The 20,358-nt window shown below is 61.8% G+C and carries 18 protein-coding genes; 9 read left to right on the top strand and 9 right to left on the bottom strand.

All coding sequences use genetic code 11. The features are described 5' to 3' along the window. Positions 1 to 24 precede the first annotated feature (24 nt). The 6 genes from OK411_RS25850 to OK411_RS25875 all read right to left on the bottom strand — a co-directional run bounded on the left by OK411_RS25850 (position 25) and on the right by OK411_RS25875 (position 7,824). A complete protein-coding gene (locus OK411_RS25850) occupies positions 25 to 795 on the bottom strand; it encodes an electron transfer flavoprotein subunit beta (RefSeq protein ID WP_024014592.1) in 771 nt (256 codons plus the stop codon). Positions 796 to 804: 9 nt separating this feature from the next. Continuing rightward, positions 805 to 2,025: an electron transfer flavoprotein subunit alpha/FixB family protein gene (locus OK411_RS25855; RefSeq protein WP_264365875.1), complete on the bottom strand. Its 1,221-nt coding sequence runs from the start codon at positions 2,023 to 2,025 to the stop codon at positions 805 to 807. Next, positions 2,025 to 3,974, bottom strand: a complete 1,950-nt coding sequence (dgcB, locus tag OK411_RS25860; RefSeq protein ID WP_264365876.1) for a dimethylglycine demethylation protein DgcB — start codon at positions 3,972 to 3,974, stop codon at positions 2,025 to 2,027. Before dgcB ends, OK411_RS25855 begins: the two co-directional genes overlap by 1 nt. 160 nt (positions 3,975 to 4,134) lie before the next feature. Then, the gene (dgcA, locus tag OK411_RS25865; RefSeq protein WP_024014595.1) at positions 4,135 to 6,195 is read right to left on the bottom strand and encodes a dimethylglycine demethylation protein DgcA; all 2,061 of its coding nucleotides are present in this window, start codon (positions 6,193 to 6,195) and stop codon (positions 4,135 to 4,137) included. A 15-nt stretch (positions 6,196 to 6,210) separates the two neighbouring features. After that, positions 6,211 to 6,741 carry a 4-vinyl reductase gene (locus OK411_RS25870; protein WP_039757633.1) on the bottom strand — a complete coding sequence of 177 codons (531 nt, stop codon included), beginning with the start codon at positions 6,739 to 6,741 and terminating at the stop codon, positions 6,211 to 6,213. A 105-nt stretch (positions 6,742 to 6,846) separates the two neighbouring features. After that, positions 6,847 to 7,824, bottom strand: a complete 978-nt coding sequence (locus tag OK411_RS25875; protein WP_024014597.1) for a dipeptidase — start codon at positions 7,822 to 7,824, stop codon at positions 6,847 to 6,849. A gap of 231 nt (positions 7,825 to 8,055) precedes the next feature. Here OK411_RS25875 and OK411_RS25880 point away from each other — a divergent pair, with 231 nt between their 5' ends. Both OK411_RS25880 and OK411_RS25885 read left to right on the top strand, forming a co-directional pair. Further along, complete coding sequence (locus OK411_RS25880; protein WP_024014598.1) at positions 8,056 to 8,457, top strand: lysozyme inhibitor LprI family protein; 402 nt, start codon at positions 8,056 to 8,058, stop codon at positions 8,455 to 8,457. Positions 8,458 to 8,504: 47 nt separating this feature from the next. Continuing rightward, positions 8,505 to 8,921 (top strand): DUF3010 family protein, encoded by a 417-nt coding sequence (locus OK411_RS25885; RefSeq protein ID WP_016772815.1) that lies wholly within the window; start codon positions 8,505 to 8,507, stop codon positions 8,919 to 8,921. 143 nt (positions 8,922 to 9,064) lie between these two features. Here the strand turns inward: OK411_RS25885 and OK411_RS25890 are convergent, their stop codons facing one another. Next, positions 9,065 to 10,009, bottom strand: a complete 945-nt coding sequence (locus OK411_RS25890; protein WP_264365877.1) for a GlxA family transcriptional regulator — start codon at positions 10,007 to 10,009, stop codon at positions 9,065 to 9,067. Between the two features lie 191 nt (positions 10,010 to 10,200). Between OK411_RS25890 and OK411_RS25895 the strand changes: the two genes are divergently transcribed. The 6 genes from OK411_RS25895 (at position 10,201) to OK411_RS25920 (ending at position 15,699) form a co-directional block, all read left to right on the top strand. Beyond that, positions 10,201 to 11,145, top strand: coding sequence for a choline ABC transporter substrate-binding protein (locus OK411_RS25895; RefSeq protein ID WP_016772813.1), 945 nt, complete (start codon positions 10,201 to 10,203; stop codon positions 11,143 to 11,145). A gap of 105 nt (positions 11,146 to 11,250) precedes the next feature. After that, on the top strand, positions 11,251 to 12,138 hold the full coding sequence (locus OK411_RS25900) for a 3-keto-5-aminohexanoate cleavage protein (protein WP_122602944.1): 888 nt from the start codon (positions 11,251 to 11,253) through the stop codon (positions 12,136 to 12,138). A 211-nt stretch (positions 12,139 to 12,349) separates the two neighbouring features. Continuing rightward, positions 12,350 to 13,315 carry an L-carnitine dehydrogenase gene (locus tag OK411_RS25905; RefSeq protein ID WP_264365878.1) on the top strand — a complete coding sequence of 322 codons (966 nt, stop codon included), beginning with the start codon at positions 12,350 to 12,352 and terminating at the stop codon, positions 13,313 to 13,315. Between the two features lie 135 nt (positions 13,316 to 13,450). Next, complete coding sequence (locus OK411_RS25910; protein WP_136493087.1) at positions 13,451 to 13,927, top strand: thioesterase family protein; 477 nt, start codon at positions 13,451 to 13,453, stop codon at positions 13,925 to 13,927. 24 nt (positions 13,928 to 13,951) lie between these two features. Continuing rightward, the gene (locus tag OK411_RS25915; RefSeq protein WP_264365879.1) at positions 13,952 to 15,115 is read left to right on the top strand and encodes a gamma-butyrobetaine dioxygenase; all 1,164 of its coding nucleotides are present in this window, start codon (positions 13,952 to 13,954) and stop codon (positions 15,113 to 15,115) included. Between the two features lie 320 nt (positions 15,116 to 15,435). Beyond that, positions 15,436 to 15,699 carry a hypothetical protein gene (locus OK411_RS25920; RefSeq protein ID WP_016772808.1) on the top strand — a complete coding sequence of 88 codons (264 nt, stop codon included), beginning with the start codon at positions 15,436 to 15,438 and terminating at the stop codon, positions 15,697 to 15,699. A 151-nt stretch (positions 15,700 to 15,850) separates the two neighbouring features. Here OK411_RS25920 and OK411_RS25925 read toward each other — a convergent pair whose 3' ends face one another. Further along, positions 15,851 to 16,954, bottom strand: a complete 1,104-nt coding sequence (locus OK411_RS25925) for a GlxA family transcriptional regulator (RefSeq protein WP_007949927.1) — start codon at positions 16,952 to 16,954, stop codon at positions 15,851 to 15,853. Positions 16,955 to 17,547: 593 nt separating this feature from the next. Then, positions 17,548 to 18,924, bottom strand: coding sequence for an L-serine ammonia-lyase (locus OK411_RS25930; RefSeq protein WP_264365880.1), 1,377 nt, complete (start codon positions 18,922 to 18,924; stop codon positions 17,548 to 17,550). 435 nt (positions 18,925 to 19,359) lie between these two features. Between OK411_RS25930 and OK411_RS25935 the strand changes: the two genes are divergently transcribed. Further along, on the top strand, positions 19,360 to 20,307 hold the full coding sequence (locus tag OK411_RS25935) for a choline ABC transporter substrate-binding protein (RefSeq protein ID WP_264365881.1): 948 nt from the start codon (positions 19,360 to 19,362) through the stop codon (positions 20,305 to 20,307). Positions 20,308 to 20,358: the final 51 nt, after the last annotated feature.

Raw genomic sequence — 20,358 nt, forward strand, 5'->3', positions numbered from 1 at the left:
GAGAGGGCTAGGGTGAGGGGCTTTTCAGCGGACAACGCCCTCTTCAATCAGCAGCTTCAGAATCGCCTCCGCCCCAGCCTGTGCGGTGACGCCTTTAAGCACCTGCCCCCCGCCGCCACTGGCCTTGGCCGTCGCGGCCTTCATCCGGTCGGCGCCGCTCTTGGCCTTGATCACCTTCAAGCGCTTGGGCCGTGGCTTGGCCGGCTGCAGTGTGGCGACGGCCAACAATTGGTCCTCCACCACTTCAACGTCATCGGCGGCCAATTCGCCCCGTCGTGCCGGGCCATACGCGCTCTGCCGAGGCTTCGGCGCGGCGTTATCCACAGTGGCCAGAAACGGCAGTTTGACCTTCAAGCGCCGTCGCTGGCCGCGCGGCAACGCTTGCAGGACCAGCGCTGAACCATCATTGATCGATTCGACCTGCGCCAGGCCCACCACCAGCGGCCAGCCCAGACCTTCGGCCAGCAGGAACGGCAACATTCCTGAACCTTCGCCGGTTTCCGCCTGGCTACCGGTCAGCACCACTTGCGCTCCGGCATCGCGCAGGTATGCGGTCAGCGCCGGCAAGGCGTCGGCGCCAGCGGGTTGTTCCAGCACATGCAGCTGTTCCAGGCCCATGCCCAAATAGGCGCGCAGGGCCGGTTCGGCTACATCACCGGCGTGCAGCACTTGCAGGTTATCCCCAGCCAGTTGCAGGCCCAGTTCCACCGCGCGCGCATCCTGATCGGCGCGCCGTGGCCGACCCGAGGTCGGGTGAGCGCCGATTGAAACCAGACTGATAACGTTCGTGTTCATAGGGTTTCCTTAAGCCGCATCGCGCTTGGCTTCGTTGCGGTACGCAGCGACCGCTTCGATCAACGCTTGCAGAATCTCTGCGCTTTCGCCGATCACCGAAAGGTCGGCACGCTTGATCATGTCGCAACCCGGATCGAGGTTGATCGCCACCACTTTGTCGCAGGCGCCAATGCCTTGCAGGTGCTGAATCGCGCCAGAGATACCCACAGCCACATAGACCCGCGCAGTGACCCAGGTGCCGGACGCGCCCACCTGGCGATCCCGGGCCATGAAGCCGTCGTCCACCGCAACCCGCGAAGCGCCTTCGGTGGCGCCGAGGGCTGCGGCGGTTTCGTGGAACAACTGCCAGTCCTTGACGCCGTTACCGCCGGAGAAGATGAACTCGGCTTCGGCCATCGGAATCGCCGCCGGATCTACCGCCACTGCGCCGAGATCTTCGATGCGCGACAAGCTGCGCGCGACGCTTGTGGATAACTCCACTGGCAACGCTTCGTGACGGGTTTCGCTGACCGGCTCCGCGCATTCGGCAGCGGCGAGAATCAACCGCGCCACTGGACGCGCCAAGTCTTGCAATCCGGCCCCGGCGCGGCCGATGCATTCCTGATCCTTGACCTGCCAGACCCGCGTGGCCGGGCGCTCGCCCAAGGCTGCAGCAAAGCGCCGGCCGAGTTCGCCGCCACCGCTGCGGCTGTCCGGCAGCAACCAGTGATGCGGATTGAATTGGTTATCCACAGCGCGCAAACCCTGCACCCGTTGTTCCGGTGCATAACCGCTGAATTCCTCGCCTTCAAGCACCAGCAAGCGATCAACGCCCGCGGTTTCGAAAGCGCTTTCCTTGTGTTCGCCGAACACCACAGCAAGCACCGCACCATCGCTGCCGGCCAGTTGGTGAGCGAGGCCGAGCAGATCGCGGTCGTGGCTGCTCAGGCGACCGCCGACCATATCCGGCACCACGCTGATGTAGAACGCCGGAGCCGATACCTGATGCAGCGGCAACTGCACTTCAACAGCAGCCGAGCGTTTGACCGCCCCACCCTGCTGCGCGCCGCTGCGGTCAATGCGTTTGATGCCGTTGGGGCCGATAAAACCCATGCCGTGCAGATTCTTGCGGATGACGCCATTGGGCCCCATCCAGCTGTGCTGCGCCGGTTGCATCGCCGCGTGCAGCGGATGCAGGCGGTTGCGCGCAATCCATTCGGCGCGCGGGTCGCGGCGGATAATGTCGCTCATCAGTGCACCTCCGCAGGTTCACGTTTGGCCGGGGTGGCAGGCTTGCTTGGCGCGGCGTCCTCAAGCAACGCGTCGGCCACCAGTTCGGCGATGTCCTTGATCAGCGGACGCGGTTCGACCACGCCTTCGAGCATCGCCGTGCACTGTGGACAACCCACCGCCACCAGCTCGGCGCCGGTTTCGCGAATGTCTTCCATGCGCATGTCGGGGATGCGCTGCTTGCCCGGAATGTCAGTGATCGGCGCGCCGCCACCGCCGCCGCAGCAGCGTGAGCGGAAGCCGGACCGTTGCATCTCTTTGACTTCGATGCCGAGGGCACGCAGCACTTCGCGCGGCGCTTCGTACTCGCCGTTGTAGCGGCCCAGGTAGCACGGATCGTGATAGGTCACGCTGTTGCCTTTGTGCTGACCGAGGTTGAGCGCGCCGGCCTGAATGATCTCGGCCATGTAGGTGCTGTGGTGCTGCACTAGATAGTTGCCGTCGAAGGCGCCGTACTCGTTTTTCAGCACATGGAAACTGTGCGGATCGCAGGTGACGATGCGGTTGAAGCTGTATTTGGCCAACGTCTGGATGTTGCGCTTGGCCAGCAACTGGAACGTCGCTTCGTCGCCGAGACGCCGCGCCACATCGCCGCTGTCGCGCTCTTCGAGGCCGAGCACGGCGAAGTCGATGTTGGCCGCTTTCAGCACTTTGACGAACGCGCGCAGGGTGCGCTGGTTGCGCATGTCGAAGGCGCCGTCGCCGACCCAGAACAGCACGTCGGTGGATTTCTTCTCACTGAGCAGATTGAGGTTCAGATCCGCCGCCCAGTTCATCCGCCCGCCCGGGGCGAAACCGCCAGGGTTGTCGGTTGCAATAAGGTTCTCGAGAACTTCGGCACCCTTGTTCGGCGTCGCGCCTTTTTCCAGGGTCAGGTGCCGGCGCAGGTCGACGATCGCGTCGACGTGCTCGATCATCATCGGGCATTCCTCGACGCAGGCGCGGCAGGTGGTGCACGACCACAGGGTTTCGGCATCGACCAGACCGTTGACGATCGGTTGGTGCGGATTGCCGCCATGCTCGCCGATTGGTTTGCCTGGATACGGGCTGCCGGCGAACTTCGCGTCAGTGCCGCCGGCGAGGCCGACGACCATGTCCTGAATCAGTTTTTTCGGGTTCAGCGGCTGGCCGGCGGCGAAGGCCGGGCACGCTGCTTCGCACTTGCCGCACTGCACGCAGGCGTCGAAACCGAGCAACTGGTTCCAGGTGAAATCCTTGGGTTTTTCCACGCCCAGCGGCGCATCGGGATTGTTCAGATCCAGTGGCTTCAAACCGGTCGAGCGCCCGCCGCCGAAACGTTCCGGGCGACGGTGCCAGGCCAGGTGCAGCGCACCGGCAAAGGCGTGCTTCATCGGCCCGCCCCAGGTCATGCCGAAGAACAGTTCCGACACGCCCCACAGCACGCCAACACCGAGGATGGCGGCGAGCACCCAGCCGCCGAAGTTTTCCGGCAGGATCCCCGCCACCGGCAGGGTCACCAGGAAAAACGACGCGGAGAAGGCCAGCAGGCTTTTCGGCAGGCGCATCCACGGGCCTTTCGACAGACGCGCAGGCGGATTGACCCGGCGCAGATACATGAAGATCGCGCCGACAAACATCACCGCCGACATCAGCAGCAAGGCGTAGCCAAGGATGCGGTTATGCAGGCCGAAACCGTGCACCAGAATGGCCAGCACAATCGACGCCACCGCACCGCCCGCCGTGGCGACGTGGGTGTTGGCAATGTATTTGTCCCGCGCGACGACGTGGTGCAGATCGACCATGTAGCGCTTGGGCATGGCCAGCAGACCGCCGAGCAGATCGACCTTCGCCGCCCGCCCCCGGCGCCACATGTTCATCCGCCGCAACGCGCCGAGGACCGCAAGGCCCAGGGAGGCGAACAACAGGATTGGAAGAAGGGTGTTCAACATGGTGAAGCTCCCACCAGACAGCCTGGAGAAACACGGCGTTCGATGATCGTTCCCACGCTCTGCGTGGGAATGAATCCCGTGACGCTCTGCGTCACAAAGGACGCAGAGCGTCCCTGGTTGCATTCCCACGCGGAGCGTGGGAACGATCAGTTAACGTGTCTTAGAAATCCTTGCAGAGTCGCAGGGCGTCATAGATCGCGGCGTGGGTATTACGCTGCGCCACACAGTCGCCGATGCGGAACAGCAAGTAGCCGTCGCCCGCTTCGCTCAGCGAAGGTTGCGGCTGGATCGCGAACAGCGCTTCGACGTCGATCTGGCCCTTGTTGCGCGAGCCGTCCTTGAGGGCGTAGTAGATTTCCTCGTCCGGGCGCACGCCGTTTTCGACGACCACCTGATCGACCACCCGTTCCTCTTTCGCGCCGGTGTATTCGTTCTCCAGCACCGCGATCAGCTTGTCGCCTTCGCGGTAGACCTTCTCCAGCATCATGTCGCCGGTCATGATCACTTCTTTCGGATACATGCTGCGGTAGTAGGTCGGGAACGATGTGCCGCCGATGGCCACCCCCGGTTTGATGTCGTCGGTGACGATCTCGACCTGGCTGCCCTTGTCGGCGAGGAAGTCGGCGACCGACATGCCGGTGAACTCGCAAATGGTGTCGTAGACCAGCACGTTCTTGCCCGGCGCAACCTTGCCGTCGAGCACGTCCCAGCTGCTGACCACCAGCCCTTCGGCCGCGCCCCAGTGCTCGTTCTGCTCAAGGTACGGATGACCGCCGACCGCCAGCACCACCACGTCCGGACGCAGGTCCATGATGGTGTCGGCATCCGCCGCCGTGCCCAGGCGCAGATCGACTTTCAGCCGCGCCAGTTCCAGCTGGAACCAGCGGGTGATGCCGGCGATCTGGTCACGCTGCGGTGCTTTCGATGCGGTGGTGATCTGCCCGCCGATGAAGTCTTTTTTCTCGAACAGCGTGACGTCGTGGCCACGCTCGGCAGCCACGCGTGCGGCTTCCATCCCGGCCGGGCCGGCACCAACGATCACCACCTTGCGTTTCGGCCCGGTGGATTTCTCGATGATGTGCGGCACGCCCATGTATTCACGGGAGGTCGCGGCGTTCTGAATGCACAGCACGTCCAGACCCTGATACTGACGGTCGATGCAATAGTTGGCGCCGACGCACTGCTTGATCTGGTCGATCTGGCCCATCTTGATCTTGGCGATCAGGTGCGGGTCAGCGATGTGCGCGCGGGTCATGCCGACCATGTCGACGTAACCGCCTTCAAGGATGCGCGTGGCCTGGTTCGGGTCCTTGATGTTCTGCGCGTGCAACACCGGCACCTTGACCACTTCCTTGATGCCGGCGGCCAGGTGCAGGAACGGCTCCGGTGGATAACTCATGTTCGGAATAACGTTGGCCAAGGTGTTGTGGGTATCGCAACCCGAGCCGACCACGCCGATGAAATCGAGCATGCCGGTGTCGTCGTAATACTTGGCGATCTGCTTCATGTCCTCGTGGGACAAGCCGTCCGGGTGGAACTCGTCACCGCACAGGCGCATGCCCACGCAGAAGTCGTCACCGACCTCGGCGCGCACGGCTTTCAGGACTTCCAGGCCGAACTTCATCCGCCCTTCGAAGGTGCCGCCCCATTCATCGGTACGCTTGTTGACGCGCGGGCTCCAGAACTGGTCGATCATGTGCTGGTGCACTGCCGACAGTTCGACGCCATCGAGGCCACCAGCCTTGGCCCGGCGCGCAGCCTGGGCGTAGTTGCCGATCACCCGCCAGATTTCTTCCGGCTCGATGGTTTTGCAAGTGGCGCGGTGCACCGGTTCACGGATGCCCGAGGGCGACATCAAGGTCGGCCAGTTGAAACCGTCCCAGCGCGAGCGCCGGCCCATGTGGGTAATCTGGATCATGATCTTGGCGCCATGCTTGTGCATGGCGTCGGCCAGATTCTGGAAGTGCGGAATGATCCGGTCGGTGGACAGATTGACCGAGCTCCACCATTCCTGCGGGCTGTCGATCGCCACCACGGACGAACCGCCACAGATCGCCAAGCCGATGCCGCCCTTGGCTTTCTCTTCGTAGTATTTGACGTAGCGGTCGGTGGTCATGCCACCGTCAGTCGCGTAGACCTCGGCGTGCGCGGTGCTGAGCACGCGGTTGCGGATGGTCAGTTTGCCGATCTGGATCGGCTGGAACATTGCTTCGAAAGCCATGGCACGGTCCTCGGCTTACAACGGCTTGACGATGAACAAGCCGTCATCGTGGCCCTCTTCGGAGCCTCCGTAGACTTGTTCGGCGACAGTACGGATCTTGCTGCCACGGGCTTCGAGAATCTGGTCCATGGCGCCGGCGAACCAGCCGGTGAACATGTAATCGACCTTGCGCCCGACCTTGCCGTAGACATAGACGAATGCCGAGTGCTCGAGCTTGACGCTGGCGGTGCCCTTGTCGAGGTCGATGTCCTGGATCTTGAACAGGCCCCAGCCGCGCTGCGACAGGCGCTTCATGTAGTGTTCGAACACCGCGACGCCCTCCAGGCCGTGGCATTCGGCTTCCTTTTCACACCAGTGCCAGGCGGATTTGTAGCCGGCCTTGTAGAGGATCTCGGCATAGGCTTCAGCGCCGAGCACTTCCTCGATGCCCATGTGGTTGTTGACGAAAAAGTGACGCGGCACATACAGCATTGGCAGGGCGTCGGAGGTCCAGACACCGGTCTCGCTGTCGACTTCGATAGGCAATTGCGGGGCGATCTTGGCCATGGAAACTTAACTCCAGAAAAATGATGGTTCAGTGTTGGCCGCGGCCCTCACCCCAACCCTCTCCCGCAGGAGAGGGGGCAGATCGGCGGCGGTCTTGAGAAAGCGTTATTCGCCCCAGACGTTCTTAAGAACGCTTACCCAGTTCTCGCCCATGATCTTGCGCACCACGCGCTCGGAATGGCCGCGCTTGAGCAGGGTTTCGGTGAGGTTGGGGAATTCGCCGACGGTGCGGATGCCCAGGGGGTTGATGATCTTGCCGAAGCTGGTCAGGCGGCGGGCGTAACCCTTGTCGTGGGTCAGGTATTCGAAGAAGTCCTGGCCGTGACCCTGAGTGAAATCGGTGCCGATACCGATGGCGTCTTCGCCAACGATGTTCATGGTGTATTCGATCGCTTCGGCGTAATCGTCGATGGTCGAATCGATGCCCTTGGCGAGGAACGGCGCGAACATGGTCACGCCGACAAACCCGCCGTGGTCGGCAATGAACTTCAGCTCGGCATCGGACTTGTTGCGCGGGTGCTCTTTGAGACCCGACGGCAGGCAGTGCGAGTAGCAGACCGGTTTTTTCGATTCGAGAATGACTTCTTCAGATGTCTTGGAACCGACGTGGGACAGGTCGCACATGACGCCGACGCGGTTCATCTCGGCAACGATCTCGCGACCGAAACCTGACAGGCCGCCATCACGCTCGTAGCACCCGGTGCCGACCAGATTCTGGGTGTTGTAGCACATCTGCACGATGCCAACGCCGAGCTGCTTGAACACCTCGACATAGCCGATCTGGTCTTCGAAAGCGTGGGCATTCTGGAAGCCGAAGAGAATGCCGGTCTTGCCCTGCTCCTTGGCCCGACGGATGTCGGCGGTGGTGCGCACCGGCATCACCAGATCGCTGTTCTCACGGATCAGTTTCTGGCTGGCAGCAATGTTGTTCACGGTCGCCTGAAAGCCTTCCCACACCGACACAGTGCAGTTGGCCGCCGTCAGACCGCCCTTGCGCATGTCTTCGAACAGCTCGCGGTTCCATTTGGCAATGATCAGACCGTCGATAACGATGCTGTCGGCGTGTAATTCGGCTGGGCTCATCAGGCGTCCCCTTATTGGCGATTCATGCGCCGAATCGTCTGCCGGCGCTTTGGGGCCAGCATATGCCTCGGTGCCGGGGCGACCGGGTGCAAAAACGACAGGGGAATTGCCGAAAGCGTCAATCCGCGACAAAGGGTCGTCAGCCGCCCTCCTCGGCTGGCTGTTCAAGCCCGCGCGCTTGCGCCAGAATCTGCCGCAGCCTGCACCTACCAACGGATTAGAGCGACCCCAATGAAATCGATCTTCCTCGCCCTGGCACTGATTGCGACCGGCGCCCACGCCGCCGAAGAATCCGAGAACAACCCGTGCGACGCGGTGGAAAACGACATCCAGACCCTGGAATGCTCCGCCTACAGCCGCAGCACCGCCGAAGACCTGCTCAAGGACAACTACGCCAGCCTCAACGAACGCATGCAGGCCGCCTACGGCAAGAACCCGACGCAACTGGCCGACATCACCGCCAAACTGAAAACCGCCCAGCAACAATGGTTGAAGACGCGGGATGCGGATTGCGCGGTGGAAGCGTTCCCGGCAACGGCGGGGAGCAAGGCTTTCACCATTGCGCAGAATGATTGTGTCGCGCGGATGAGTGATGAACGGTCGGAGTTTTTGGAGTCGATCGGGCAGGAGTGAGTGTTTGAGCTGTAAGCTGAACCTCTTAAGCCAGTCTAAGGATTCCCATGAACATCTGCGGCATTGAAATCAAAGGCAGCGAAGCGATCATCGCCGTGGCGGCGCTCGACGGTTCGACGTTGAGCCACGTCCCTCTCGCCACGAAGAAGATTGCTCTGGATGACGATGACGAGGCGGCGAACGTGCGGCGGTTTGCGGCGCAGGTGGCGTCGTTTGTGCGGGAAAACTCGGTGGACCGGATCGCGATCAAAAAGCGCAGCAAAAAGGGCGAGTTTGCCGGTGGGCCGACGACGTTCAAGATCGAGGGCGTGTTTCAGTTGCTTGATGGTTGTGAGGTGACACTGCTGTCGCCGCAGACGATCAATGCCCAGGCCAAGAAGCACAATTTCGAGCTGCCGGGGACGTTGAACAAATATCAGCATGAGGCTTACAAGGCGGCGTGTTCGGCGTTGGTGAAGAAATAACCCGAATCCCGAAATCACCTTGGAACCTGTGGGAGCGGGCTTGCCCGCGATGGCGGTGTGTCCGGCAATAACAATGTTGGATGTGCTGGCCTCATCGCGGGCAAGCCCGCTCCCACAGGGTTCTAGGGTGTCGCTGAAACCATTCACGCCTGCGCGGTACGCCGGTCTTCCCGGGGGCAGCGGGCGAAACGCGCGCGATAACTGCGGGTGAAATACGACGGTGATTCAAAACCACAGGCAATGCTGACTTCGAGCACGCTCATATCGGTCTGGCGCAGCAATTGCCGCGCCTTCTCAAGCCTTAACCGCAGATAGAAATTGCTCGGCGTATCGTTCAGGTGCAGCCGGAATAACCTCTCCAGTTGCCGCCGGGTCACCTTGATCGACTCCGCCAGTTGCAGCGTGGTCAGCGGCGGTTCGCTGTGCTGTTCCATCTCGCCGATCACCTGCACCAGTTTCTTGTTGTTGATCCCGTAACGCGTGGCGACTTCCATGCGCTGGTGATCCTTGCGCGGGCGGATGCGCCCGAGCACAAACTGCTCGCTGACCTGAATCGCCAGTTGCGCGCCGTGGGCCTGGGCGATCAGGTCGAGCATCAGATCAATCGAGGCCGTACCTCCCGCCGAGGTGATCCGCCGCCGGTCGATCTCAAACAGTTCCTGGGTCACGCTGAGCTGTGGATAAGACTCCTTGAACGCATCGATCGCCTCCCAGTGCAGGGTCAGGCGATGGCCATCGAGCAGGCCCGCTTCGGCGAGGACGAAGCTGCCGGTGTCGATGGCGCCGAGGGTTACGCCGTCCTTGTCCAGCCTGCGCAACCAGTGCTCCAGCGTCGGCGTGATGAACTTCAGCGGTTCGAAGCCGGCCACCACCAGCAAGGTCGCGCCTTTCTTCAGCGGCTCCAGTGCCGCATCGGCGTTGACCGACATGCCGTTGCTCGCCAGTACCGCGCCGCCATCGGCGCTGAGCACATGCCAGCGGTACAACTCGCCGCGAAAGCGGTTGGCCACGCGCAACGGTTCGATCGCGGAAATAAAGCCGATGGCGGAGAACCCCGGCATCAGCAAAAAGTAGTAATCCTGGGACATGGGCGCACTCGGTTGGCGGGTCGCGTGGCTCGTTGATACGCCGATTATCGGCGGCGTTCAAGCGTGCAGGTCGCTACAGTGCAAATGCCAGTCGCCGCAGTGCGCTTTCACGGGTGCATAGCTGCGTAACTTGGCCTCACCGGCGCGCAGATGCCGGGAACCACAATAATCGAACTGCCGAGGAACCCGACATGAAACGACTGATCAGCAGCTGCGTTCTTGCACTCAGCGGTACCGCTTTCTTCAGCACCGGCGTGATGGCGGCCGAACCGGCCTCCTGCAAGAACGTACGCATGGGCGTGGTCAACTGGACTGACGTGATCGCCACCAGTGCCATGACCCAGGTCCTGCTCGACGGCCTCGGCTACAGCACCAAACAGACCAGCGCCTCGCAGCAAATCATCTTCGCCGGGATCCGCGATCAGCGCCTGGACCTGTTCCTCGGCTACTGGAACCCGCTGATGACCCAGACCATCACGCCATTCGTCGAGGCCAATCAGGTCAAAGTGCTCGAAGCACCGAGCCTGAAAGACGCCCGCGCCACCCTCGCCGTGCCGACCTATCTGGCTGACAAGGGCCTGAAAACCTTCGCTGACATCGCCAAATTCGAGAAGGAATTGGGCGGCAAGATCTACGGCATCGAACCAGGCTCGGGCGCCAACACGCAGATCAAAGCGATGATCGCCAAGAACCAGTTTGGTCTGGGCAAATTCCAGCTGGTCGAATCGAGCGAGGCCGGCATGCTCGCCGCCGTCGACCGCGCCGTGCGGCGCAAGGAAGCCGTGGTGTTCTTCGGCTGGGCGCCGCACCCGATGAACGTCAACATTCAGATGACCTACCTGACCGGCAGCGAAGACGCCCTCGGCCCGAACGAAGGCATGGCCACGGTGTGGACGGTCACGTCACCGAAGTACGCCGAGCAATGTCCGAACATCGGCCGCCTGCTGACCAACCTGACGTTCACCGCCGAATCCGAGAGCCGGATGATGCAGCCGCTGCTCGATCACAAGGATGCCTTCGAGTCGGCGAAGCAGTGGCTCAAGGATCACCCCGAAGACAAGCAGCGCTGGCTTGAAGGTGTGACGACTTTCGATGGCAAACCGGCTGCTGAAAACCTCCAGCTGACCAGCAAATAACCTTTATTGACCCCCCCTCTCCCAGATGGGAGAGGCCACTGAACCACGCTTCGCAGCCCGGTAGCGGGCTGCGGACAGACCCATCACGCCTGAAGGAAACGCACCATGAACCACGACGTCATCATCACCTGCGCACTCACCGGTGCTGGCGACACGACCGCCAAAAGTCCACACGTGCCGGTCACCCCGAAACAGATTGCTGCTGCCGCGGTGGAAGCGGCCAAGGCTGGCGCCACTGTGGTGCACTGCCATGTGCGCGATCCGCAGACCGGCAAGTTCAGCCGTGACGTGGCGCTGTACCGCGAAGTGATGGAGCGCATCCGCGAGGCGGACGTCGACATCATCGTCAACCTCACCGCCGGGATGGGCGGCGACCTGGAAATCGGCGCTGGCGAGAAGCCGATGGAGTTCGGCCCGAACACCGATCTGGTCGGTCCGCTGACCCGTCTCGCCCATGTTGAAGAACTGCTACCGGAAATCTGCACCCTCGATTGCGGCACGCTGAACTTCGGCGACGGCGACACCATTTACGTCTCTACCCCGGCGCAACTGCGCGCCGGCGCCAAGCGCATCACCGAACTGGGGGTGAAGGCCGAACTGGAGATTTTCGACACCGGGCATCTGTGGTTCGCCAAGCAGATGATCAAGGAAGGCTTGCTCGACAACCCGCTGTTCCAGCTCTGCCTGGGCATCCCGTGGGGCGCGCCGGCCGACACCACCACGATGAAAGCCATGGTCGACAACCTGCCCGCCGACGCGGTCTGGGCCGGCTTCGGCATCGGCCGCATGCAGATGCCGATGGCGGCGCAAGCGGTGCTGCTGGGCGGCAACGTGCGGGTCGGCCTCGAAGACAACCTGTGGCTGGACAAAGGCGTGCTGGCGACCAATGGCCAACTGGTCGAACGCGCCACGGAAATCCTCAGCCGCCTCGGTGCCCGGGTGCTCACACCGGCAGAAGGTCGCAAAAAAATGGGCCTGATTCAGCGCGGCTGAACCTCACCCTTTCTCCCTGTGAACATAAATTTTGTGGTGAGGGGATTTATCCCCGATGGGTGGCGAAGCCGCCCCAAAACCTGACAACCCGGGGCATCAGATAGACCGAGAGCACTGGTTTTACGACTGCTTCGCAGCCGATCGGGGATAAATCCCCTCGCCACGAGAACAGAGTTTCCACAGGAATCACCGAACTCTTCAGGACATCACCATGCGCTTTATCACCGAAATCAAAACCTTCGCCGCTCTGGGCAGCGGTGTCATCGGCAGTGGCTGGGTCGCCCGCGCCCTCGCCCACGGCCTCGACGTGGTGGCTTGGGACCCGGCGCCCGGCGCCGAAGCGGCATTGCGCAAACGCGTGGCCAATGCGTGGGGCGCGCTGGAGAAGAACGGCCTGGCGCCCGGCGCTTCGCAGGACCGTCTGCGTTTTGTCGCAACCATCGAGGAATGTGTGCGTGACGCCGATTTCATCCAGGAAAGCGCCCCGGAACGGCTGGAACTGAAGCTCGATCTGCACAGCAAGATCAGCGCCGCCGCCAAACCCAACGCACTGATCGGTTCGAGTACCTCGGGCCTGTTGCCGAGCGAGTTTTACGAGAGTTCGACACACCCTGAACGCTGCGTGGTCGGGCACCCGTTCAACCCGGTTTATCTGTTGCCGCTGGTCGAAGTCGTCGGCGGCAGAAACACCGCGCCAGAGGCGGTGCAAGCGGCGATGCAAGTCTACGAATTCCTCGGCATGCGCCCGTTGCATGTGCGCAAGGAAGTGCCGGGCTTCATTGCCGATCGCTTGCTTGAAGCGCTGTGGCGCGAGGCGTTGCACCTGGTCAACGACGGTGTGGCGACGACCGGCGAGATCGACGATGCAATCCGTTTTGGCGCTGGTCTGCGCTGGTCGTTCATGGGCACGTTCCTGACCTACACCCTGGCCGGCGGCGATGCCGGCATGCGCCACTTCATGTCGCAATTCGGTCCGGCGTTGCAGTTGCCGTGGACATATCTGCCAGCACCGGAGCTGACCGACAAGCTGATCAATGATGTGGTCGATGGCACCACTGATCAGCTCGGTCGGCACAGCATTTCGGCGCTGGAGCGCTATCGTGATGATTGTTTGCTGGCGGTGCTCGAGGCAGTGAAGACCACCAAGGAAAAGCATGGAATGAGTTTCAGCGAGTAATCGGCCACCTGATCGTTCCCACGCTCTGCGTGGGAATGCAGCCCGGGAACGCTCCGCGTCCCAGAAGCGTGACGCAGAGCGTCACAAGAGGCGTTACCACGCAGAGCGTGGGAACGATCGCCGCCAGGAGAAACCATGCCCCACCTCACCACCTACCAAACCACCATCATCCCCGACTGGGTCGACTACAACGGCCACCTGCGCGACGCCTTTTACTTGCTGATCTTCAGCTACGCCACCGATGCCCTGATGGACCGCCTCGGCATGGACAGCAGCAACCGCGAGGCCAGCGGCCACACGCTGTTCACCCTCGAACTGCACCTCAATTATCTGCACGAAGTGAAACTCGACACCGAGGTGGAAGTGCGCACGCAAATCATCGGCTATGACAGCAAGCGCCTGCACCTCTACCACAGCCTGCACAAGGTCGGCGATGAGCAAGCGCTGGCCGGCAATGAACAGATGCTTTTGCACGTCGACCTCGCCGGCCCGCGCTCGGCGCCGTTCAGCCCTGATACGTTGCATCGGTTGCAAGCCATCGTCGCCGATCAGACCGACCTGCCCGCTCCCGCTTACATCGGCCGCGTGATCGCGCTGCCACCCGCTCGGTAAATCCCCCACTGCCAAGGAGCCGCCATGAACACCGCCGTCGCTGTTGCCGATTTTCGTACTTATCCGTTGATCAGCGCGCTCGGTGGCGTGCAGGGTCTGGCGGATCGCGTTGTCATCGAATGGGCTGACGGTCGTGTCAGCCCGTTTCACCACCTATGGCTGCGCGACAATTGCCCGTGTGATCAATGTGTCTACAGCGTCACTCGCGAGCAGGTTTTCGAGAGCGTCGATGCCGCAGAGGATTTGCGACCGCTGGCCACGCGCATCGACAGCGATGGTTGCCTGCGCATCGACTGGCAGGATGGTCACCTGAGCCGCTTCGATCCGGGCTGGTTGCGCGCACATGCCTATGACGATGAATCCCGCGCCGAACGCCTGGCCGGCAAACCGCAGCCGCGTTTGTGGCACAGCGATCTGCAGTTGCCGGTGTTCGACTATATCGCGCTGATGAACGACAACGCCGCGCTGCTGCAATGGTTGCTCGCCGTGCGCGACATCGGCCTGACCCAAGTGCGCGGCGTGCCCACCGAGCCGGGCTCGCTGAAGCTCATCGCGCAACGGATTTCCTTCATCCGCGAAAGCAATTTCGGCGTGCTGTTCAATGTGCAATCCAAAGCCGACGCCGACAGCAACGCCTACACCGCCTTCAACCTGCCATTGCACACGGATCTGCCGACTCGCGAGCTGCAACCGGGGCTGCAATTTCTGCATTGCCTGGTCAATGATGCCGAGGGTGGCGAGAGCATTTTCGTCGATGGTTTTGCTATCGCCGACGCCCTGCGTCAGGAGGAGCCGCAGCTGTTTGAGGCTCTGTGCGAAATCCCTGTGGAATTTCGCAACAAGGACCGGCACAGCGACTATCGCTGCCTGGCGCCGATCATCGCTGTGGATGCGCTGGGCCGGGTGGCGGAGATTCGCATGGCCAACTTTCTGCGCGGGGCGTTCGATACGTCGGTGGCGCAGATGCCGTTGCTGTATCGAGCCTATCGGCGCTTTATTGCGATGACCCGCGAGCCGCGGTTTCGGCTGATGCAGCGGCTCAAGCCGGGCGAGTTGTGGTGCTTTGACAACCGCCGCACGCTGCATGCGCGCAATGCCTTTGACCCAGCGACCGGGGCGCGGCATTTTCAGGGCTGCTATGTCGACCGGGATGAGTTGTTGTCGCGGATTCTGGTGTTGCAGCGTTGAACCTGTGGGAGCTGGCTTGCCAGCGATGGCGTCAGCTCGATCAACATCCCAGCCCCTGATTCACCGACCAAAAAAAACTCCGATCAAGCCGTGACAGGATCGGAGCTGAGGAGGGTACTGTTGAGGAGCTGCCAGGCGAGGGTGACCAAACCTTCGTGAAGCGAGCTGGAGCCAGTGTGCCTAGTCGCCCATCCAGTCGGTTAGCCGAAAACGACCTGTTCATAGTCGTCCCGGCCACCGCGACAAAACGCCCTTGCCGCGTCCGGTCGGGGCCACCAGAATCGAGCCAAGACCTCCGTTGCCACAGAAGGATTTGCGTAATGATGTACGCCGATTTGATTGACCAGGAAGATCTGTTGGGCCAGCTCAAGGCCTTGGGTATTCAGGTGCCGAGCGGTACCACCGCCGAGCAGGCCTGCGAGTGTGCGGTGCGTGGCCTGGACAATGTTCGCGCATTCGAACTGCGCAAGATGGTCAAGGACATGTACACCAGCGGCGCCAGCATTCAGCCGGCGGTGCGTCAGGCGATCGACAAGCAATTGTTGCCGGCCCTCTCGGATTACCAGCAGTCCCATAGCGCCTGAGAAACCCCTTCGCGAGCAGGCTCGCTCCCACCTGATCGTTCCCACGCTCTGCGTGGGAATGCCTCAACGGACGCTCCGCGTTCGGCCTTTTGGGACGCAGAGCGTCCCGGGCTGCATTCCCACGCAGAGCGTGGGAACGATCAGACTCGGTCTACAGCCTTACGCTGGCAAAAGTCGACTCATTGCGCGCCTGACTCAGCGCTGACATCGGCCCCGAGAGCGGCGACATCACGATGGCCTGCGGCAGCGGCAGCATCGCTACCTGCTGGGTGGTGTTGGAGCCGACGCGCTCGTCACGCGGCGGGATGCCGAAGTATTCGCGGTAGCACTTGGAGAAGTGCGGCGTGGAGACGAAACCACACACCGACGCCACTTCGATGATCGACATCGGCGTCTGTTTGAGCAGTTGCCGGGCGCGGATCAGGCGCAGCTTCAGGTAATAGCGTGACGGCGAGCAGTGCAGGTATTTCTGGAACAACCGCTCCAGCTGTCGACGCGACACCGCGACATACACCGCCAGTTCATCCAGATCGATCGGCTCTTCCAGATTGGCCTCCATCAACGCGACGATTTCCTGCAGCTTCGGCTGATTGGTGCCGAGCATGTGCTTGAGCGGCACGCGCTGATGATCCTGTTCGTTGCGGATGCGCTCGTAGACGAACATTTCCGAGATCGCTGCCGACAGTTCACGACCGTGATCGCGACTGATCAGGTGCAGCATCATGTCCAGCGGCGCGGTGCCGCCGGAGCTGGTGAAGCGGTTACGGTCGAGGGTGAACAGACGTGTGCTCATGGCCACGCGCGGGAAAGCTTCCTGCATCGCCGCCAGACATTCCCAGTGCACGCTGCAATCGAAGCCGTCGAGCAGACCGGCGCAGGCCAGTGCCCAACTGCCGGTGCACACCGCGCCCAGGCGCTTGGACTGGCGCGCCTGGCTTTGCAGCCACGAGACGTGTTCACGGGTTACGGTACGTTGAATGCCGATGCCGCCACAGACGATCACCGTGTCCAGGGGCGGGGCTTTGTGCATGGAGGCATCGGGAGTGATCTGCAGACCGTCACTGGCCCAGACCTGGCCGCCATCGACGGTGAGGGTGCTCCAGCGATACAGCTCGCGACCGGACAACTGGTTGGCCATGCGCAGCGGCTCAACGGCGGACGCCAGGGAAATCAGCGTGAAATTGTCCAGCAGCAGAAAGCCGATGGATTGAGGCGCACGGTTCTGGGGTTGGGCCCCGGAGTTGAACGACGTCATCGCGGTATCTCCTCACACAAAGCGGGTGGCGGCCTCAGGCGGAGGCTCTTGTTATTGCCCGCGTCTCACGGAGAAAGCAGGCTTTGTTATGACAGAGCAATTGCCGTGCCTGAAATTGGACGGCCATTCAATAACTCCTGAAAACGACCTCGCGACGCGTCTATCCGAGACCTCGGAACATGCCATTTCGAAGTGCCATCAAGCGCCGCCAGAGCCCTGCCGCGCAGCCTGTGAGCAGATCGGTAGCACTTGTGGGAACTGGCCTGCAGCGGATTTGCACAGAGTGTCACCGCAAGCACGGACGACGGATGGTCAGGTAACGACTGACGAGTCACGACTGACAGTGAGGCTTGTCTGATTACGACGCGCCAAAAGGTGGCGTGGCTGGATCGGGGTGTTCTTTTGTCGAGCAGTTTTGACTGGTCTGGCACTCCACTCTGCTAGATCAACCTGTGGCGAGGGGATTTATCCCCGATCGGCTGCGCAGCAGTCGTAAATCCATTCACCAGAGTGTGTCAGGCAAAACTCGATTGCAGGATTTGGGACTGCTTCGCAGCCCAGCGGGGATAAATCCCCTCGCCACGGGTTCACGGTCAGCACTCAACCGCACTGACCGCCAAGCCACCGCGCGAAGTTTCTTTATATTTGTCATGCATATCGGCGCCGGTATCGCGCATGGTGCGGATCACCCGGTCCAGCGAGATAAAGTGCTGCCCGTCGCCGCGCAGGGCCATTTGCGCCGCGTTGATGGCTTTCACTGCCGCGATTGCATTGCGCTCAATGCACGGCACTTGCACCAGCCCGCCGACCGGGTCGCAGGTCAGACCAAGGTTGTGCTCCAGGCCGATTTCCGCCGCATTGCACAGTTGTTCAGGGGTGGCGCCAAGAATCTCCGACAGCCCCGCCGCTGCCATGGCGCAGGCCGAACCGACCTCGCCCTGACAACCGACCTCGGCCCCAGAGATCGAAGCATTCTTCTTGCACAAAATGCCGACTGCCGCCGCGCCGAGGAAATAGTCGACGACGTTGGCGTCGGTGACTGCCTCGCTGAATTTCATGAAGTAGTGCAGCACCGCCGGGATGATCCCCGCCGCGCCGTTGGTCGGTGCAGTGACCATGCGCCCGCCGGCGGCGTTCTCTTCATTGACGGCCAGGGCGAACAGATTGACCCACTCCATCGCGCTCAGGGTCGAGCCGATGACATTGGGCTTATTCAGCTCTTGCAGGCTGCGGTGCAACTTCGCCGCACGCCGCCGCACGTTCAGGCCGCCGGGCAGAATGCCTTCGTGCTTGAGGCCTTGCTCGACGCAATCCTGCATCGCCCGCCACAGTTTCATCAGCCCGGCACGGATCTCTTCTTCGCTGCGCCAGACCTTTTCGTTGGCCATCATCAGTTCGGCAACGCGCAGGTTGTGTTTCTTGCACAACTCCAGCAGCTCGACCGCACTGGAGAAGTCGTAAGGCAATTCGGTGCGATCCAGATCGACCACACCGCTGGCCGCTTGCGCCTCATCAACGACAAAGCCGCCGCCGACCGAATAGTAGGTGTCACGGTGCAGCTCAGCGAACTCGCCTTCGGCCACCAGCGTCATGGCGTTGGGATGGAATGGCAGGTTTTCGTCGATCAGGCGCATGTCCCGTGCCCAGATAAACGGCACCGACAGGCGACCATCCAATAAAAGCGTATGGGTTTCGCGCAGCGCCTGAATGCGCGGGCCGATCTGCGCCGGGTCGATTGCGTCCGGCCACTCGCCCATCAGGCCCATGATCACCGCGTTGTCGCTGCCGTGACCGATGCCGGTGGCGGAAAGCGATCCGAACAACTGCACCTCGATGCGCCGCACCTGTTCCAGCTGATGCTTGCCGCGCAGCGACTCGACGAACAATGCGGCGGCGCGCATCGGCCCGACGGTGTGGGAACTGGAAGGGCCGATGCCGATTTTGAACAGGTCGAAAACGCTGATAGCCATTGCTGCGAAGCTCCTGAGAATACCGGTCCGGGCGGCAAAAGCGCCCGCTGGCGGAGCTGCTACGCTCAAGCTGCGATCCGCCGAATGCCGGCATCATCGGGCTTTTGTCGGCGCGCTCGGCGTCTGACACCGACGCAGTCATGTCCAGCAGCGTCGTTACGTTTTCGCCCCGCAAATACGCCGTTTTTATGCAGTCGAGCAGGTCATCGGGGGCGGAAAAAAGCTGTAAGCGACGTCACCGACACTGGAAGCGACCATCCCTGTACTGGATACGACCCTCCCTGTAGGCGTCAGATTTTCACTGGTACATGATCGGGATGACTCGATTGCAAGGCGCTGCGGTAGAGCTGTCGTCAGAACGCCACCAACCGCAACCCATAAGTGCGGTGGTCCACAGTCGGAACACTGCCAAAAAAAACACCAAGGAGTCCATCCATGAAAGGTTCCCCGTCGTTGTTGTTGGCCACCCTGCTGAGTCTGCCGTTACTGGCGCAAGCCGCAGAACCGGCACAGTGCAGCCTCGTTAACTTCTCCGATGTCGGCTGGACCGACATCACCGCCACCACCGCTACCACTTCCGTTGTTCTCAACGCCCTCGGCTACAAGACCAAAACCACCATGATCTCCGTGCCCGTGACCTACAAGTCGCTGGCCGACGGCAAGAACATGGACGTGTTTCTCGGTAACTGGATGCCGACCATGGAGAACGACATCAAGCCGTATCGCGATGCCGGCACCGTCGACACCGTGCGCACCAACCTCAAGGGTGCCAAATACACCCTCGCCGTGCCGCAAGCCCTGTACGACAAAGGCCTGCATGACTTCGCCGACATCGCCAAATTCAAGAAAGAGCTCGACGGCAAGATCTACGGCATCGAGCCGGGCAACGACGGCAACCGGCTGATCCAGAGCATGATCGACAAGGACGCCTTCGGCCTGAAGACCGCAGGCTTCAAAATCGTCGAATCCTCCGAGGCCGGCATGCTCTCGCAAGTCGACCGGGCGCAGAAGCGCGACACCGCCGTGGTCTTCCTCGGCTGGGCACCGCACCCGATGAACAAGCGCTTCAAGATTCAATACCTGACCGGCGGCGACGACTTTTTCGGCCCCGATTTCGGCGCAGCCACCGTGGCGACCAACACCCGCAAGGGTTACGCCGAAGAATGCAGCAACGTCGGTCAGCTGTTGAAAAACCTGGAGTTCACCGTCGACATGGAAAGTGAACTGATGGGCAACATCCTCGACGACAAGATGAAGCCTGACGCGGCCGCCAAGGCCTGGCTGAAAAAGAATCCACAGGTGCTCGATACCTGGCTCGCTGGCGTGACCACCATTGACGGTAAACCAGGCCTGGAGGCCGTGAAAGCCAAGCTCGCGCCTTGATTTGAGGGGCACCGCTTATGCCGGGCAGGCGTGCCTGCCCGGGCTGTTAAT

This window comes from Pseudomonas sp. RG1 (genome assembly GCF_025910115.1).
In the GTDB taxonomy this organism is placed as follows: Bacteria; Pseudomonadota; Gammaproteobacteria; order Pseudomonadales; family Pseudomonadaceae; genus Aquipseudomonas; species Aquipseudomonas atacamensis.

Coding starts and splice junctions, on each gene's coding strand:
- OK411_RS25850 (WP_024014592.1), bottom strand. CDS start 795: ATGAACACGAACGTTATCAGTCTGGTTTCAATCGGCGCTCACCCGACC.
- OK411_RS25855 (WP_264365875.1), bottom strand. CDS start 2,025: ATGAGCGACATTATCCGCCGCGACCCGCGCGCCGAATGGATTGCGCGC.
- dgcB (WP_264365876.1), bottom strand. CDS start 3,974: ATGTTGAACACCCTTCTTCCAATCCTGTTGTTCGCCTCCCTGGGCCTT.
- dgcA (WP_024014595.1), bottom strand. CDS start 6,195: ATGGCTTTCGAAGCAATGTTCCAGCCGATCCAGATCGGCAAACTGACC.
- OK411_RS25870 (WP_039757633.1), bottom strand. CDS start 6,741: ATGGCCAAGATCGCCCCGCAATTGCCTATCGAAGTCGACAGCGAGACC.
- OK411_RS25875 (WP_024014597.1), bottom strand. CDS start 7,824: ATGAGCCCAGCCGAATTACACGCCGACAGCATCGTTATCGACGGTCTG.
- OK411_RS25880 (WP_024014598.1), top strand. CDS start 8,056: ATGAAATCGATCTTCCTCGCCCTGGCACTGATTGCGACCGGCGCCCAC.
- OK411_RS25885 (WP_016772815.1), top strand. CDS start 8,505: ATGAACATCTGCGGCATTGAAATCAAAGGCAGCGAAGCGATCATCGCC.
- OK411_RS25890 (WP_264365877.1), bottom strand. CDS start 10,009: ATGTCCCAGGATTACTACTTTTTGCTGATGCCGGGGTTCTCCGCCATC.
- OK411_RS25895 (WP_016772813.1), top strand. CDS start 10,201: ATGAAACGACTGATCAGCAGCTGCGTTCTTGCACTCAGCGGTACCGCT.
- OK411_RS25900 (WP_122602944.1), top strand. CDS start 11,251: ATGAACCACGACGTCATCATCACCTGCGCACTCACCGGTGCTGGCGAC.
- OK411_RS25905 (WP_264365878.1), top strand. CDS start 12,350: ATGCGCTTTATCACCGAAATCAAAACCTTCGCCGCTCTGGGCAGCGGT.
- OK411_RS25910 (WP_136493087.1), top strand. CDS start 13,451: ATGCCCCACCTCACCACCTACCAAACCACCATCATCCCCGACTGGGTC.
- OK411_RS25915 (WP_264365879.1), top strand. CDS start 13,952: ATGAACACCGCCGTCGCTGTTGCCGATTTTCGTACTTATCCGTTGATC.
- OK411_RS25920 (WP_016772808.1), top strand. CDS start 15,436: ATGATGTACGCCGATTTGATTGACCAGGAAGATCTGTTGGGCCAGCTC.
- OK411_RS25925 (WP_007949927.1), bottom strand. CDS start 16,954: ATGACGTCGTTCAACTCCGGGGCCCAACCCCAGAACCGTGCGCCTCAA.
- OK411_RS25930 (WP_264365880.1), bottom strand. CDS start 18,924: ATGGCTATCAGCGTTTTCGACCTGTTCAAAATCGGCATCGGCCCTTCC.
- OK411_RS25935 (WP_264365881.1), top strand. CDS start 19,360: ATGAAAGGTTCCCCGTCGTTGTTGTTGGCCACCCTGCTGAGTCTGCCG.